The sequence below is a fragment of the Prosthecobacter sp. Pr1 genome (assembly GCF_057652315.1).
Window position 1 is genome coordinate 261114 of the sequence record NZ_JBYFBS010000004.1, and the last position, 17387, is coordinate 278500.

Annotated in this window: 6 protein-coding genes; 1 reads left to right on the top strand and 5 read right to left on the bottom strand. The window is 62.2% G+C overall.

From position 1 onward, the window contains the following. Positions 1-19: 19 nt before the first annotated feature. From AC24GY_RS08715 to AC24GY_RS08735, 5 genes are all read right to left on the bottom strand, one after another. Positions 20-1891 (bottom strand): hypothetical protein, encoded by a 1872-nt coding sequence (locus AC24GY_RS08715; RefSeq protein ID WP_487682051.1) that lies wholly within the window; start codon positions 1889-1891, stop codon positions 20-22. Positions 1892-2044: 153 nt separating this feature from the next. Then, positions 2045-2212 carry a hypothetical protein gene (locus tag AC24GY_RS08720; RefSeq protein ID WP_487682053.1) on the bottom strand — a complete coding sequence of 56 codons (168 nt, stop codon included), beginning with the start codon at positions 2210-2212 and terminating at the stop codon, positions 2045-2047. 248 nt (positions 2213-2460) lie between these two features. Then, complete coding sequence (locus tag AC24GY_RS08725; protein ID WP_487682055.1) at positions 2461-4827, bottom strand: ABC transporter permease; 2367 nt, start codon at positions 4825-4827, stop codon at positions 2461-2463. An 87-nt stretch (positions 4828-4914) separates the two neighbouring features. Beyond that, positions 4915-5289 (bottom strand): nuclear transport factor 2 family protein, encoded by a 375-nt coding sequence (locus tag AC24GY_RS08730; protein WP_422322653.1) that lies wholly within the window; start codon positions 5287-5289, stop codon positions 4915-4917. A gap of 752 nt (positions 5290-6041) precedes the next feature. Next, positions 6042-8408 (bottom strand): ABC transporter permease, encoded by a 2367-nt coding sequence (locus tag AC24GY_RS08735; RefSeq protein ID WP_487682058.1) that lies wholly within the window; start codon positions 8406-8408, stop codon positions 6042-6044. A gap of 147 nt (positions 8409-8555) precedes the next feature. Between AC24GY_RS08735 and AC24GY_RS08740 the strand changes: the two genes are divergently transcribed. After that, on the top strand, positions 8556-17363 hold the full coding sequence (locus AC24GY_RS08740) for a thioester reductase domain-containing protein (RefSeq protein ID WP_487682060.1): 8808 nt from the start codon (positions 8556-8558) through the stop codon (positions 17361-17363). Positions 17364-17387 lie beyond the last annotated feature (24 nt).

A 17387-nucleotide genomic window follows, 5' to 3' on the forward strand; every position in this document is an offset into this window, starting at 1 on the left:
CTGGAGCGCATGACTGCGCTCACTTCCCCTCAAACCGCTTCCGCAATTCGTTGAAGTAACGCCGCACCTGCTCGCGGCGTGCGGGTGGCAGGGCCGCTTCATCCAGAGCAGCTTCTTCGGCTTGAATCGCATCAAGCGCAGTCTGCGTGGATGTGCGGGTGGACTGTTCATTGCGCGCACCACCTTCGACGCTACGCACGGTGCTCTGGCCCTCGCTGTTCTGCTGAGCGCGCACCACGCTTTGTTTGTCGGTCGTTTGTTTGGCGGTGGGCGTGTTGTTGAGATCGGCTTTGCCTTTGCCGGGCGGCAGCCCATTGCCGGGCATGCTCAGCATGGGGCTGTTGGGATCAGGCGGCGGGCCGTCCCCGGTGATGATGATCGTGGGGGCCTTGTCATCAGGCTTGGGTCCGCCGGGGATGGGGGCCAGCAGCATCGGCTGGCCATCGCTGGGCTGCCCCTGCTTGCCAGCCTGTCCCGGCTGCCCCTGGCCCATGCTCATCATGGGCTGCTGTTGCTGGCCCTGCCCTTGTCCGTCCTGAGGCTGCTGCATTTGGTTTTGCTGCGCACCTTGCCCCATGCCTGGAGGATTCATCTGCTGCCCATTCTGCGCCTGCCCTGTCTGCGGTGCACTCTGCTGCCCCTGCTGCCCCTGCTGCTGGGAGGACTCCCCCTGCCCCGCCTGGCTCATCTGCTGCATCGCCCCATTGCTGCTGTCCTGTTGTCCGGCGATGTTGCTGCCAGAATCACGCAACTGCTGGGCCAGCTGCTGCAGCTCCTTGCGCGACTGCTCACGCAGCGCGAGTTCGCGCAGCTTGTCGGCGAGTTTTTGAAATTCTTCCCCTGCACCGGCCGCTTTGCCCTGCTGCATCTGATCTCCCGCCGCGAGAACGTTCTGGCCCACGGCGCGTTTGCGATCATCCTGATCCGCCTGCTGCTGCGCATCCTTGAGCGTTTCGTTCATGCGCTCCTTCGCTTCCGCCGCGAGCTGGGGTGATTTAAGCTGGCTCGCAAGCGCCTCGGCCGCCTGCGATGAGGCTTGGGCATTCTTCGCGGCCACGGCATCGCCGAGGTCCGCCGTGTCGGCATGCTGGCGCAGTGCATCGATGAGTTTTTCGGAAGCCCAGGCTTCCTTGCCGTTGCCGAGTTCATCCGCCAGCTTCTCAGCCTCACGCGCACGCTTTTCCAACTCGGCCAGCACATCACGTGCGTCCTTGCCTCCTGCCTGGGCGAGATCTGCGGCGGTCTTCTGCAGCTTCTGTTTCAGGTCTTCCACCTGCTTGGATTCTTCCTCCTTAAGCCCCGCGAGCTTTTTCTTTTCCCAGTCGGTCTGCGCCAGTTTCTTCGCCTCTTCGGCGGCCTTCCGCGTCATGTCCTGATCCATTACCACCACATCGGATGGCGGAGCCGTGATGATGCTGATGAAGCTGCCGAGAATGGCAATGAGCAGCGGCAAGGCAAGCCAGCGGTCCGGCCGCAAGGGTAGGTCTCGTTTCAACGATGCGGGCCATGCCTGCGCCAAAACTTCACGCTGCGCGTCGATGTGTGCACGTGCCTTCTCACCTTCCTCAGCGTGCTTCTCAAACCACCAGGCGGAGGCGAAGGCCTCCCGCCGTCCTGCCGCCTGGTCCCACAAGGCCAGTGCGCTGAACTCACCTGGGCGCTGCCACCACACATAGCCAAGACAGCCCACCAGCCACACAACCAGCCCAAACCACGGTGAAAACACCGCACCCGAACCACGCAACGCAGCCAGCATCAGGAGCACCAGCACTAACGACGCAGGAATCAGCGTCATGCGCAGCACCGCCAGCCAGCGCCGCAGCGCCACCCACACCTGGACACGCTGTGCCACGAGGGCAAAGGCCGGGTTTTGGTTAGCAGTCTGGCTCATGCCTGGCATTACACCTCAAAACGCAGAGGAGGCCAAGTCTTTTGACAGCATCCAATTGAATTCCGCAACGGTTGGATCAACGCCGATCAATCACTATTTGATTTCTGCATCCCCCGCACTCAGGTGATTAAGCTGCAGCACATGCGTCACCACCTAGTCCGCATCCGGCAGTTCATCGGCACGTTCTGCGCAGGTTAAGCAGCAGCAGATCTCCGGCTTTGATGAGTAGATGGCCGCCACGTCGATGCCGGATTCCGCGAGCTGGCGTGCGCGCATCATGCTGGTGCGGGCCTGCTGCATTTCGCTATGCTCCCGTGACATGGCTGCTGTGGTGATGATCAGAAAGGAAAGCACAGCGAGCAGACACAGCACCGCGAGCAGCACCGAACCGGAAGCCTCGGCTTGCTATTGAAATTGACCGGCACTTTTCAAGAGCCTGAATGGGCATGCATAGCGTGAGATGCTCAAGTTACGGAATCTTCGCATTCAAACGATGGCCGTGGTGTCCGGCAACCTGGCTGCGATCTATGTCCGCCCGAGGATCGGCAGCGGTTTCGTTACATTTACACTCAATCCCTCGCCTTCAGGACGCCGACCATGTCCAGCTTGCGCAGCATGCGGCTGACAACGATGAAGGAGGCGCTGGAGGCCGCTGCGACCACGAGGACGGCCATGGTGTAGGTGTTCAGGCTGATGACCAGAGGCATGCGGATGGTTTCAGTGCTTACTTTGGCAATGATGAAGGTGGCCAGGCCTTTGCCAAACAGGAGGCCCACGGGGATGGCGGTGGAGATGAGCAGCAGCAGTTCGCCCAGCAGCACACCAGCGACTTCGCGCTGGGTGAAGCCGATGACGCGCAGGGTGGCCAGATCACGGCTGCGTTCGGAGAGCGCGATGCGGGCGCTGTTGTAGACCACGCCAAAAGCCACCACGATGGCGAGCACGAGGTAGAGCTTGCGCAGGATGCCGATGCTCTGCCCGGTGGTGCTGCGAAAGGAATCGAGCTGGTCCTGTTTCACCAAGGTGATGGCGATTCGCGGCGTGTCTTTCACGGCGCGCATGAAGTCACTCCAGCGAGCCTGGTCCACGGTCATGTAGGCTCCGCTCACGGTGCCCCCTTCACGCATGAGGCGATGAAGCGCCTGGATGTCCATGAAGGCGGAGATGCCGGCGAAGTCCTGCATGAAACCACGGATAGGGACGCCCACCGTTTCGCGCCGGCCTTCGAGCGCTTCCACCTGAACGACATCGCCAATGCGTGCGCCGAGGATTTTGCCCAGCTGTGCGGACATCACGATGCCTTCCTCCGGCAGTACGATGAGCCGCCGTTCCGCATCCAGCAGGCGATTCAGGTCTGCATCACGCGGCAGTCCGGTCACAGCGATCTTGCGTGAATGGTGGCCGTAGTGGATGCGCGCCTGCACGGCACGCACGGGCTCGGCGCGCTGCACGCCCGGCAGTTGCTCCAGATTGTGCAGCGAATCGGCCGATCCGGGCTCGGCGAAAAAGGCCACTACATCCTGCCGCTGTACGTCGTTCCATTGATAGGTGAGCATGTAGTCAATGCTGTCCGCCATGGAGCCGGGCAGCACCATCAGCCCCGTGGCCAGGGCGAGACCGAAAACCGTGAACAGAGCCTGCACCGGGCGACGCTCGATGTTTCTTAAGGCCATGCGCAGCGCAGGACTGCTGCCACGGGTGAGACCCATGCGCTCGAGCGCCGAAGGCTTGAAGTCCGCCGGTGGCTCTGGCCGCATGGCCTCGGCAGGCGGCAGCTTGACCGCCATCCAGACGACACTGATGACGCCAAGAAACGAGGCGGCTGTGCTGACGACCAGTGCAATGACCAGCGCACTGTAATCCATGCGAAAGTTCAATGAGGGGAAGCGGAAAAAGATGTCGTAGATTCTTATCAGAGCGCCCCCCATCCAGCGTCCCACCACGCTTCCAATCAGGGTGCCCAGCACGACAATGACGAGGGCATAGTTCAGGTAGTGCCGGCCCACCTGCCAGGAGGAATAGCCCAGTGCCTTGAGCTGCGCGATCTGCTCCCGCTGCAAGCGCACCAGCCGTGCGAGCACCGCATTGACCATGAACGCCGCCACGCTGAGAAAGACCAGGGGGTAGGCCACAGAGAGAGCACGCACCACGCGCAGTTCGTCATCCAGCCGTTGCGCGCTGTTGTGCTCACGCCGCGTGTAGGCCCCCTGCGCGCCATAGTCCAGCAGAAGGCGGTCGATTTCCGCCATCACCGGCCCGGCCTGGGCACCTGGGGAAAGATCAATGCAGAGATCGTTGAACGCGCCGTCAAGATCGTAAGGCACGGCGATGGCCTCATAATTCATCCAGAAGACGCCATAGCGTTTGTTGTCAGGCAGAGTCTGCCCGGGCCGGGCCTCAAAGACAAATTCAGGCGACAGGCCGATGCCGCAAATGATGATGATGTCGCGGTGGCCGTTGATGATAGCCACGAGGCTGTCGCCAATCTGCAGCTTGTTCGCCAGTGCGAAGGATTCACTCACCACCGCCTGCCGCCGTTCATCGGGCTGCGGCAGCCGGCCCTGCCGGATGAAGGTCTTGTTGAGTATCTGCGGCCGTCCTTCCGGAAGTGACACCAGATGCGCCGATGCAGGCTCGGTCATGCCCACGAGATCGAGCGTGGCATCGACCACGACGCGCGCCTCCACCGCAGCCACGCCGGGGATTTCTGCCACGCGCTCGGCCAGCGAAAGCGGCGCCCGTTTCAGGGAGGCAAAGACATCCGCAAGGCGATAGCGCTGGTAGTAGGCATCCCGCGTGCCTTCCAAAGTGAGCACGATGCTGCGCGTCATGATCATCATCGCCAGTCCGCAGGCCATGACGAGGCTGACCGCAACGATCTGCCCCTTCATGCGACCGAGGTCGCGGAAGAGTTTCAGATCGAGAGGCGTGAGCATGCGGCAGTATGAATACGTTCATGCGCGTGCTTTGCAAAAATAGATGCGATTATGCAGCGCATGAACGGGACCAAGCATGGCTTCACCTCAGCCCGGCGCGTAGTGCGCTGCCGCGCGGCATACCAGGCCGCGCTCATCAAACCAGAAAAACTCGGCGGCGGTGAGGTTCTGCACGGACTGGTAAAGGAGGCACAGGGAGTGCGCGCCTGCGAGCACGTGGAGCAGCTCAAAGCGCAGGTCCGGGTAGTGTGTCAGCGCCTGGCTCCAGTAGCCCGCCACGGCGGTCTTTCCCACCAGGTGGTTCGGGATCTGTGTGGCCCCCTCTCCCAACACGCGGGAGATGAAGGGCGACTCAAACTCCAGGTCATCCGCGTAATGCGAAAGGATGCGGGGCAGGTCATGGGCATTCCATGCGGCAATCCATTCCTGGGCGAAAGCATGCGGATCGGGGGGCTGTGACATGGCAGACGATGACTCAGCCGCTGGAAAATGACAACGGGCAGGTGTCGTGATCCGATGAGAAAACACACGCAAAAAATATTGAATGTCTGGTATGAATGGCACTCAGTTAAGGGTGTTGATCGTGAATTTTGAGCTGGCGACGCGCAGTCCGCGCGGCGGAGCTTATGGCAGACGCTGCTGGTTGCCGTATTGTGTGGCGAAGACGCTGGATTTGCTTTCCTGTCGTGTGGTGCCATACCCAGAGTCGCCTCGCTCAGGCTCGGCTGACACTGGGCTGTAATCCGCAGCCCCTTTGGGGCTGGTGTGGGCAAGGTGGCGAAAAGATGAAAGAGCAAGTCTTCCCTGCAAGAACGCGCAGAGTGTCCAGCATCCCGGACCGACGACAACTCGCCTTAACTGAGTGCCATTCATGCCTGGTATTATTTTGGATAGCGGCTGAGGCCGGAAAACGTTCTTCACTACGCGAAAGCGGTGGCTTCGATGCAGGCTTGCGCCGTGCATCTGCGCGACAGCAGTCCAAAAACTGTCGCGTGGCCTTGTGTAGCGAATCGAAAACCCACGATGCATGCGCTTAACTGAGTGCCGTTCCAGCCGGACATCAGATCCAAAGTTCAAGAGGTGACTGAGTGACGTGGCTTGGGGATGTTCGTCCGGAACCGCCTAAAGGCGGGACTACAATACGTGCGCTGGGTTTGCGATGTCGTGGAGCAACGGGGAAGAGATTGTGTGCGGCTGATAGGGAGGGGCTTTGTTCAGTCGCGTGCTTTGAGAACGCTTACGAGATCGAGCTTGTTGAGCATGAAGCCGACCATGGCGAAGGAGGCGCCTGAGGCTGCGAGGACGACGAGCACGGATTTGGCATAGGTGATGGTGCTGATGTACTGCGGCAGACGCACGGTTTCATTGCTCACGGCACTGATCACGTAGGAGGCCAGGACGCTGCCAAACACGAGGCCCAGCGGGAGCGCCACGAGCACGAGCAGGGTCAGCTCACCCAGCAGCACGCCGGCCACTTCGCGTTTCGTCAGGCCGACCACCCGCAGGGTGGCGAGGTCACGCCCGCGCTCGGAGAGGGCGATGCGCGCGCTGTTGTACACCACCCCGAAGGCGACGATGACCGCCATCCACAGAAACAACTGGCGCAGGGTGCCGATGCTCTGACCTGTGGAGGCACGAAACGCGGCCAGCTCATTTTTCTTCACACTGGCGAATTCGATCTTCGGCTGTTTTTTGACCTCGCGCATGAAGTCGTCCCAGCGATTGGTGTCCACGGTGAGGAAGGCTCCTGTCATGGTGTCGCTCTCCCGCAGCAGCTGGCGCACCGCATCGATGTCCATGTACGCGGCCATGCCATAGAAGTCCGCCATGAAGCCGCGCACGGTGACCTCCCGGTGTTCGCAGCGTCCTTCCAGCACCTGGACATGCAGACGGTCCCCGATCTTGACCCCGAGGACCTCCGCCAGTTTCTGCGAAACGACCAGCCCCTCACCCGGCAGCACGAGGGGCCGTCCCTGCGCGTCCCGTGGATTGATGAGCTTGTGCCCCTTGGCGAAGCCGAGGATGAACAGCCGGCGCTCGTGGTGCGCATTGCTCACAGTGGCCACAAAGCCGCGCAGCGGCTCCACCCGAATGGCCCCAGGCAGATGCTCCAGATCATGCATTGTATTGCGGGAGACGGGATCCCGCATGTGGATCACCACGTTCTGCCGGAACTGGTCATTCCACTGATAGGTGAGCAGCTGGTCCACGCTGTCCGCGAGGGCGCCCGGCAGCACCAGCAGGCCGGTGGCCAGCGCCAGCCCCGCCACGGTGAAGCCGGCCTGCACCGGGCGACGTTCGATGTTTCTCAAGGCCATGCGAAACACGAGCCCCGTGCCCCGCGTGACGCCAAGGCGCTCCAGCAGCGATGGCTTGAAATCCGCCGGGGGTTCCGGCCGCATGGCCTCCGCCGGGGAGAGCTTGACCGCCAGCCATACGGCCCCAGCCACCCCCAGGACTGCCGCCGCGATGCTGATGACCAGGGCCATGACCATGGCGCTCTGATCCAGCTGGAAGTGCAGCTCAGGGAAATGAAACAGCAGGGTGTACACCGCCAGCATGGTGTGGCCCAGACGCCAGCTGGCAAAAATGCCCACTGCGGTGCCTGCGGCCACGATCACCAAGGCATAGTTCAGGTAGTGCCGGCCCACCTGCCAGGAGGTGTAGCCGAGCGCCTTGAGCTGGGCGATCTGCTCCCGCTGCAGACGCACAAGCCGGGAGGTGACGGAATTTACCATGAAGGCCGCCACGCACAGAAACACCAAGGGATACGCGAGGGAGAGCGCTCGAACGATCCGCAGTTCGTCACCCAGCCGCTTTGAGCTGGAGTGATCGCTCAACGCATACGCGCCGGGGGCACCGTAGGTGACCAGCATCTGGTCCACCTCCTCGATCACCTCCTTGGGCGGTGTTCCGGGAGACAGATCCATGCAGAAGTCATTGAAAGCGCCATCCAGATCAAAGGCGGAGGCCAGGGACTGGTAGCGCAGCCAGAAGATGCCGTAGTGCTTGTTGTCCGGCAGGGTCTGCCCCGGAGGCGCTTCAAACACGAACTCCGGCGACAGCCCGATGCCGCAGATGTCCAGGTGGTCGCGATGCCCATTGAGGATGGCGGTGATGCGGTCACCTATCTGAAGCCCGTTTGCCTGCGCGAAGGCCTCGCTCACCACGGCCTCCCGCTGGGCCCCCACTGCGGGGAGCCTGCCCCGCCGCAGAAAGATCTGGTTGAGATTGAGCTTGCCGTCATCCGGCAGGGAAACCAGCCGCCCCCTGACCGGCTCCTGCACGCCTTCCATGTCCAGCAGAGCGCCTTCCACCACGCGGAGCTCCACCGCCGCCACACCGGGGATGTGGCTAAGCCGGTCCCGCAGGGACAGCGGCGCGCTCTTCACCTGACCGAACACATCCGGCATGTGGTAACGCTGGTAGTAGCTGTCCCGTGTTCTTTCCAGGCTCAGAATCACGCTTTGGGACACGATCATCATGGCCACGCCGCAGGCCATGACGAGGCTCACCACCAGTACCTGCCCTTTCATGCCGCCGAGGTCGCGGAGCAGTTTGCGGTCAAGTGTGGTGATCATTCAGAATGAATATGCAACGGCGGCCATGAAAAAGGGTCACACACTTTTCAAGCCCCAGCTTGATGAGTTTGCAACGCCAGAGAACATGCTATTTCCAAGCCGGTTTGTTGACAAGCCGCACCGTGAGCAAGTAAGCAAGTAAAACCCATGCCAGAACCAACCTCTGCCGCCCCCATCGCCATCATTGGAATCGGATGCCGCCTACCCGGAGGAGCCACCAACGCCCAAACTTTCTGGCAGATGCTCATGGGCGGGGTGGATGCCATCCGCGAAGTACCGCAGGACCGCTGGGACCACCTCTTTTACTACGACCCCGAACCTGGCAAGCCGGGCAAGACCTATTCCAAGTGGGCGGGGCTGATCGATGAGATCGACACTTTTGACCCGGGCTTCTTCGGCATCACGCAGCGTGAGGCTCCTTTCGTCGACCCGCAGCAGCGACTGCTGCTTGAGGCCACCTGGGAGGCTCTGATGGATGCGGGCCAGCAGGTGGACATCGTCAAAGGTGAAGACACCGGTGTCTTTGTGGGCATCTCCACGCATGATTACGGGGACATTCAGCAGAATTCCGCAGGTCGTGGCCTGGCCTATCCGCATTCCGCCACGGGAGTCGCGGCCAGCATCGCGGCCAACCGCATCTCCTACGCGCTGAATTTCCAAGGACCCAGCGTGGCGGTGGACACGGCCTGCTCCTCCTCCATGGTGGCGGTGCACATGGCCTGCCAGGCGCTGTGGAACAAGGAATGCTCACGTGCCATCGCCGCCGGGGTGAACTGCATCATCACCCCCTTCCCCTTTGTTGCCTTCTCCAGCATGGGCATGCTGTCTGCGGACGGGCGCTGCAAAGCCTTTGATGCCAGCGCCAACGGCTTCGTCAGGGGTGAAGGCGTGGGTGCGGTGTGCCTGAAACCGCTCTCTGCCGCGCTGGCGGATGGCGATCCCATTTATGCCGTCATCCGCAGCACCGCCGTCAATCAAGACGGACGTACGTCCGGGATGACGGTGCCAAGCCGAGGCTCCCAGCAGGAGCTCATCGCCACGGCCTGCCGTCTCGCAGGCGTATCTCCGAATGAAATTCAGTATGCCGAAGCCCACGGCACAGGCACCACCATCGGCGATCTCATCGAAGGCAGCGCTCTGGGCACGATCCTTGGCGTCGGGCGTCAGCCCGGAGATGACTGCCTGCTCGGATCGGTGAAGACGAACATCGGCCATCTGGAGGCGGGCTCAGGCATCGCGGGGCTGATCAAAGTGGCCCTGTGCCTGAAGCACGGCATGGTGCCGCCGAATCTGCATTTCAACACGCCGAATCCCTCGCTCAACTTTGAGCGTCTGCGGCTGAAGGTGCCGGTGACCGCCACGCCGCTGAAGCAGGACGCGAAGCACCGCCTGCTGGCCTGCATCAATTCCTTTGGCTTTGGCGGAACCAATGCCCATGCCGTGCTGGAGGCTGCACCGCCACGTCCAGCGCCGGCTCCCGTCCCGGCACCCGCTGGCGATGAGCTGGAGCTCATCCTGCCAATCTCCGCACGCGGCACGGATGCCTCACTGGTGGCCGTGGCCAAGTCCTTCCACGATTTCCTGGAGTCTGCGGATGAATCCCTCTCTCTGAGCGACATCTGCGCCGCGGCGAGCCGCAGGCGCACGCACCATGAATTTCGTCTCGCAGCGGTGGCAAGCACACGTGCCGGGATGAGCGCCGCACTGTCCGCCTATTTGAGCGGAGAGCAGACCCCCGGACTCAACGTTGGGCAGCCAGTCAAAAACGCCCGCCTCGTCTTTGTCTTCAGCGGTCAGGGGCCGCAGTGGTGGGCGATGGGGCGTGAACTTCTGGAGCAGGAGCCGGTGTTCCGCGAGATCATCCAGACCTGCCATGAAGAACTGCTCAAGCTCGGCGGCTGCTCGCTGCTGGATGAGCTGCGTCGTGATGAAACGACCACGCGGCTGAACGAAACGCAGATCGCGCAGACGGCGCTCTTTGCCCTGCAGGTGGGACTGGCGGCGCTGTGGCAATCGTGGGGCGTGCGACCGTATGCTGTAGTAGGACATAGCATGGGAGAAGTCGCCGCGGCGCATGTATGCGGTGCGCTGTCTCTGCCCGAGGCGGTGCGTGTCATCCACCATCGAGGACGCTGCATGGAGAAGACACCGCTGCGCGGCAAGATGATCGCCGCCGCGCTGACGCGAGAGGAGGCCGAAGCCCTCATCGCCCCGTATGGCGACAGAGCCTCGCTCGCGGCTGTGAACGGGCCGAAGATGGTCTCCATCTCGGGTGACAGCGATGCGGTGGATGAGATTTTCCAGGTGGTGGAGCAGCGCGCGCTTTTTGTGCGGTACGTGCCGGTGAACTATGCGTTTCACAGCGCCCACATGGACCCGGTGAGGGAAGAACTGGCCGAGTCACTGGCTGGTCTGCAGCCCCAGACGGGCAGCGTCAAAATCTTCTCCACCGTCACCGGAAAGCTGGCCGAAGGCACGGACTATGACGCGGAGTACTGGTGGCACAATGTGCGGCAGAGCGTGCTCTTTGCTCCGGCGATTGATGCGGTGATCGCCGCAGGACAGACGCATTTTCTTGAGATCAGCCCGCACCCCGTGCTGTCCAATTCGATGTCCGAATGCCTCACCACGGCGGAAGCCATCGGGCTGGTGCTGCCATCCCTGCGACGCCAGAAGCCGGAGCGCGCCACGCTGCTGGGCACACTGGGGGCACTGCATGTGAATGGTCATGAGGTGGACTGGCAGGGACTCTACACGCAGGCGAGCTCCGCGATTCGCCTGCCGGAATACCCCTGGCAGAAGGAGCACTTCTGGCATGAGCCCGCGTATTCGATGAATTTGCGGACGCGTCCGCAGCTGAATCCGCTGCTCAAGCTGGCACTGCAAAACTTTCAGCCCACCTGGGAAACTGCGCTGAACAAAAACGTACTGACCTGGCTGAAGGACCACCGAGTGGGCCAGCACCTCATCTTCCCCGGTGCAGGCTATGTGGAGATGGCGCTGGCCGCCGGCCGTGAGCTGCACCTGGAAAAGCCGGTGCTCGTTGAAGAACTCGAAATCCATCGCGGCTGCATCCTGCCTGCAGGGGATGATGTGCCGCTGGTGCAGATCTCCTGCCAGCCGGAGGAAAACACCTTCGTCATCAAGAGCACCCTCACCGAGGACCCGCCGAACTGGACGCAGCACGTCACCGGACGCATGCGCGCCGAGCCCGAGCGCCGACAGCCTGCGCCGTTTGATCTTGCCGCGATCCAAAAGCGCTGCGTGTCGGAACTCGATGGCAAAACTTTTTATCAATCTGCCGCCACTGCGGAGCTGCACTACGGCCCGCAGTTTCAGGCGCTGACGCATGTCTGGGCGGGCCAGGATGAAGCCCTCGGCCGAATCGAACTGCCTGCCGCTGTGGTGGCGGAGATGGACCGCTACATCGTCCATCCCGCACTGCTGGACGCGTGCATCCATCCCACGATCGCGATTCCTGCGGATGGACTTTACCTCCCGGCGCGCATGGAGCGCATCCGCTGCTACTCCAGGCCCGGTGCCAAGGTGTGGGCCTATGTGCGCAGGACGCAGGCGATCGCGAAGAAGATCATCGTCATCGATCTTTTCATCCTCGACGACGAGGGCAATGTGCAGTTGGAGATCACCGATTTTCTTTGCAAGCACACCGCCATGAACAGCGCACCCGGCTCCGGCGCACAGGCAGACTGGCTGTACCAGTCCGAGTGGCAGCTGAAGCCGCTCTCTGCAGTGCCTAGCGTGCGCACGCCTGCTGACTACCTGCCAGACAACGCCAAGCTGGCCGCAAAGCTGCGAGAGAGCGCTGCTGATTTCAGCACGGCGCTGGGCATGAACGTGCGCTATCAGGAATGGGAGCCGCGCTTTCTGCAGCTGTGCCGCAGCTCGATTCTCGCGGTGTTCAAGCAGCTCGGCTGGCGCCCCAAACCGGGCGAGACTTTCACGCTGCCCGCCTTGCTGAAACGCACGAAGGTGCAGCCCGCGCATGAGCGCTTTGTACACCGCCTGCTCATCTTGCTGGAGCCGGACGGCTGGCTGCAAGCTGTGCCATCTGCTGAAGCACCTGCATGGACGGTCACGGCAAAACCGGCATCACTGAATCGCGACAAGCCCTGGCAGGACTTCGTCTTCCATTTCCCGGCCTTCCATCCCGAGCTCATCCTGCTGGACCGCAGCACCGACGGACTGGCTGATTTACTGCGCGGCAAGAGCGATGCCGCAGGCGTGCTTTCCGCGAACATGCTGGAGCACTTTGAGGCGGCGTCCGTCTTCACGCGAGTTTACAACCATGTCATTGGTGAAGCGGTCAGCGCAGCGCTGGCGAATCTTCCCGAGGGACGGCGCGCGCGCATCCTGGAGATCGGCGCACGCACCGGCGGAGTGACCGCCAGCGTGCTGCCATGCCTGCCGCAGTCGGGTGTGGAGTACTGCTTCACGGATGTCTCGGACCGCCACTTTGATCAGGCCGGGAAAAAATTCAGCGACTACCATTCGGTGCAGTACCGCGTGCTGGATCTAGATCTCGCGCCGGCTGAACAGGGTTTTGCTGACGAGCGTTTTGACATCGTCCTCATTTCCAATGCGCTGTCATTGACACAGAACGTGCAGCAGTCGCTGGGACATGTGCGCCAGCTGCTGGCCTCCGGCGGACTGCTCATGGTCCTGGAGCTCGAGCGAGCCACACCCTGGCATGATCTGGTATGCGGCACGGACGCACGCTGGTGGAACTTCCAGGACTCGGCGCTGCGCGCGCATCATCCTGTGCTGCCTGCCATCGACTGGCTTCAGATCATCGCCGCAGCAGGCTTTGCCAGCGTGGAAGCGGTGGCTGATGCCTCCAACCAAAGCCAGAGCGGGCAGGTCGTCCTGCTCGCGCGTGGTCCGGAACTGCCGCAACTTGCCGGCGTCGTGGATGAAGCGCCTGCGGAGGCTGGCCACTGGCTGATCCTAGCCGATCAGCAGGGCCTTGCACCATCACTCGCGGAGGAGTTGCGTCAGCGAGGCAACACCTGCCGCGTGGTCACCGCTGCGGACACCTTCGAGCGAATTTCTGCTGATGACGTCAAGCTCCGCGCATCCGCAGCCGAAGACTACACACGCCTGCTTTCCGACCTGCCGCCAACCGCGCCCCTGCGAGGCGTCATCCATCTCTGGAGTCTCGACGCACCGGCGGGTGCGGACATCACGACGGATGAGATTGTGCAGTCTCAGGCACTCGTCTGCCACAGTGCGCTCCATCTGGTGCAGGCGCTGATTGCAGCAGGCCATGTGACGCTGCCCGGCCTGTGGTTCGTCACGCGTGGAGCGCAGCCTGCTGGTGTGAAAACGTCTGCGCTCTCGCTCACGCAATCGCCGCTGCACGGCATGGCCCGCGTGATTATGAGCGAGCATCCGGACCTGCACTGCCGCAGCATTGATCTCGATGCCGCTGCTGGCGCGCAGGACCGTGCGATTTTGCTCAACGAACTACTCCATGCCGATGAGGAAACCGAGATCGCCTGGCGCGGTGAGGCGCGGTATGCCCACCGTCTGGTGCATGGCTCGCTGGATCATCTTGCGCAAAGCAGCACGTCCACGCTCAACGCTGAGCAGTGCTTCCGTCTTGAGTCTGCCAAACCTGGCTCCTTGGACAAGCTAGTGTTCCGCGCCAAGGCGCGCCGCGCGCCGGGCCCGAATGAGGTGGAGATCGAAATCTGCGCCGCTGCACTGAACTTCCGCGATGTGATGAAGGCGTTGGGCATTTATCCCGCCGAAGCTGCGGATGCGATGCTGCTTGGCGATGAGTGTGCCGGACGTATTGTACGCGTGGGCAGCCATGTGACGCAGTTCAAACCGGGAGACGAGGTCATGGCGCTCGCGGCCGGGTGCTTCGGCACGCACGTCACCACGGTCGAGTATGCGGTATTGATCAAGCCCGCGCACCTCACGATGGAAGAGGCGGCCACGATGATGGTGACGTATTTGACCGCCTCCTATGCGCTCACGCATCAGGGGCGCATGGCGAAGGGTGAACGTGTGCTCATCCATGCCGCCACGGGCGGTGTCGGTCAGGCGGCGGTGCGCATCGCCAAGGCCACTGGGGCGGAGATTTTTGCCACTGCCGGCAGCGCGGAGAAGCGTGCGTTCTTGAAGAAGATCGGCGTGGAGCATGTGCTGGATTCACGCACGCTGGCCTTTGCGGGCGAGGTCATGCGCATCACGAATAATGAGGGCGTGGATCTTGTGCTGAATTCGCTGGCGGGCGAGGCCATTCATCAGAGCCTCTCGCTGCTGCGCCAGTACGGGCGCTTCCTTGAAATCGGCAAACGGGACATCTATGGCAACACGAAGGTGGGGCTCTTCCCCTTCCGCCATAATCTTTCGTATCACGCGATCGACCTTGGTCATGCGCTCGATCCGCGGAATTCGAAGTCCATCATGGGCAGCCTGAAAAAGCTGTTTGGTTCGCACAAGCTTCCTGCACTCCCCTATCGCTCGTTTGCGCTGGCGGATGCGGCGCATGCGTTCCGCTACATCACGCAGGCAAGGCAGATCGGCAAAGTGGTGCTCACCATGGCGGATGCCAAGGTCTCGCTCAGCGCCGACACAGCGGATGGGGCGCTCCAGTTGAATCCTGATGCCACCTACCTCGTGGCGGGCGGACTTGGGGGCTTTGGCCTGGCCATGTCGCAGTGGCTTGTGAAGCAAGGCGCGCGACATCTTGTTCTCTCCAGCCGCAGTGGTGCCTCCAGTGATGAAGCCCGTGCCGGCGTGGCCGCCATGCAGGCCGCGGGTGCCGAAGTGACGGTGATCAAGTCCGACGTGAGCGATCCTGCCAGCGTGACCGCGCTGCTGCAGGAGATCGCGCAGTCTCACCCGCCGCTGCGGGGTGTTTTCCACGTTGCGATGGTGCTGGATGACGGGCTGATCTCGCAACTGAATGCGGAGCGATTCACCAAGGTCACCACGCCGAAGATCAACGGCGCGTGGAATCTGCATTTGCAGACGCAGGGACTGGAGCTCGATCATTTTGTGATGTTCTCCTCGGTGGCGTCCATCATTGGCAGTCCCGGCCAGGCGAACTACGCTGCGGCGAACGCCTTCCTGGATGCCCTGGCAAACCATCGGCGCATGCAGGGCCTGCCGGGTCTCACCATCAACTGGGGCGTCATGGCGGGTGTCGGTTACGTGGCGCGTCACAAGAAGCTTGAGGAGCACTTTGCCCGCATCGGCTGGTCTGGCATCACACCTGTGGAGAGCCTGCCCATTCTGGGCCGTCTCATGCAGCAGCCTGCCATCTGCCAGATGATGGTCTCGCGCATTGACTGGTCCAAGTGGGCCTCCGTCACACCAGCCATCATCGCGACGCCGCGCTATGCGCTGCTGACCACGGAAGATGCGCTCAGGCAACATCAGTCCGACGATTCCAACTGGCTGCGCGAGGCCGTGCTTGCCGCCGCGCCCGCAGAGCAGCTGGGCATTTTGGACACCTTTTTGCGCGAGCAGGTGGCCAAGATCCTCCGCACCACTCCCGGCAAGATCGACTCCAAGCGTCCGCTCAATGAGATCGGCATCGACTCGCTCATGGCGGTCGAGCTCATCCATCAGATCGAAGGTCAGACCGGCATCGCCATCCCCACCGGGCAGCTCATGGGTGGTGCGCCAACGGTGCAAAAACTCGCCGAGATCCTGCTCAACTTGATGACCGGCGGCAAAGCCGAGCCTGCCGCGGCCACGTCGGAATCTGCGGCGCTTGTCCCTGCTGAAAATGACATGGTGCAGGATGCAGACCTCGCCCGTTGGAACATTCCTTTCGCCACGGGGCATGTCTCGGCAGCACAGATCCAGCAGCCGCAGTGCCTCTTCCTTACGGGAGCGCTGGAATTCCTCGGCGCCTATCTGCTGCGTGATCTTTTGCTGAAGACCCATGCCAAGGTGTACTGCCTCATTGGCGCAGCAGACACTGCCGACGCCGTGCAGCAGATCGAGGCGCATTTGCAAAAGCATGGCTGCTGGGAGGAGTCCTTCCGCGCCCGCATTATCCCGGTCCTGGGAGACCTCGCGCTGCCCTTGCTCGGTCTTGAACCCGCCGCCTTTGATGAACTCGCCACCACGGTGGACAGCATTTATCATACAGCGTCACACATCAACCACATTGCCGCCTATGCACAGCTCAGGACGATCAATGTGAGCGGTTCGGTGGAGATCATCCGTCTGGCCGCCCAGGGCAGGCTCAAGCCCGTGCACTACCTCTCCAGTGTCAGCATTTTCGCCGCCGGTGAAGCCATGGATGGACAGCCGCTGCGCGAAGATTCGCCGCTCCCGCTGCATGAGAAACTCGTCGTAGGTTACAGCCAGAGCCGCTGGGTTTCCGAGCAGCTGTTTGCGCAAGCCCGTGAGCACGGCCTCCCGGTCCATGTGTACCGCCCTGGCCTGCTCGTGGGTGATGACCGCACCGGCATCTGCCCCGCTGACAATATCATCTGGACCTTCCTCAAAACCTGCCTGGCCGCAGGCGTGGGGCCAGACTCAGGAAACAGCACCCTTCTAACACCCGTCGATTTCGTGGCCGCAGCCATCGTGCGGCTCTCGCTCAATCTCACCGGTACCGGACGCAACTACCACCTCATCAATCCCGCCGCCCCGGGCTTCCGTGAGGTGCTGAAACTCACGCGTGACTTCGGCTACTCCATCCAGGAAGTGCCAGAGGCGCAATGGGAGGCAACACTTGCCGGCGGCCTGGGCGTACAACAAAACCCCATTGCCGTGTACCAGCTCTTCATTCCGCGCCAGGTGCTCTTCAATCTGACTCAAGAGCGCTCCTCCGAATTCTGCCACAATGCGCTGCAGGATCTTGAGGGCAGCGGAATCACCTGCCCGCCGATCAATCAGGCCCGCATGAACCTCTACCTCCAGCACCTCTCAAGCATCGGCTTCCTGCCACCCGCCGGGACCTGAAGTGCTCCAATTGCGACTACCGCT

What these genes read in the sequence shown, in the direction of transcription:
- AC24GY_RS08730 (WP_422322653.1), bottom strand. Translation starts at nt 5,289, where the DNA reads ATGTCACAGCCCCCCGATCCGCATGCTTTCGCCCAGGAATGGATTGCC.
- AC24GY_RS08720 (WP_487682053.1), bottom strand. Translation starts at nt 2,212, where the DNA reads ATGTCACGGGAGCATAGCGAAATGCAGCAGGCCCGCACCAGCATGATG.
- AC24GY_RS08725 (WP_487682055.1), bottom strand. Translation starts at nt 4,827, where the DNA reads ATGCTCACGCCTCTCGATCTGAAACTCTTCCGCGACCTCGGTCGCATG.
- AC24GY_RS08740 (WP_487682060.1), top strand. Translation starts at nt 8,556, where the DNA reads ATGCCAGAACCAACCTCTGCCGCCCCCATCGCCATCATTGGAATCGGA.
- AC24GY_RS08735 (WP_487682058.1), bottom strand. Translation starts at nt 8,408, where the DNA reads ATGATCACCACACTTGACCGCAAACTGCTCCGCGACCTCGGCGGCATG.
- AC24GY_RS08715 (WP_487682051.1), bottom strand. Translation starts at nt 1,891, where the DNA reads ATGAGCCAGACTGCTAACCAAAACCCGGCCTTTGCCCTCGTGGCACAG.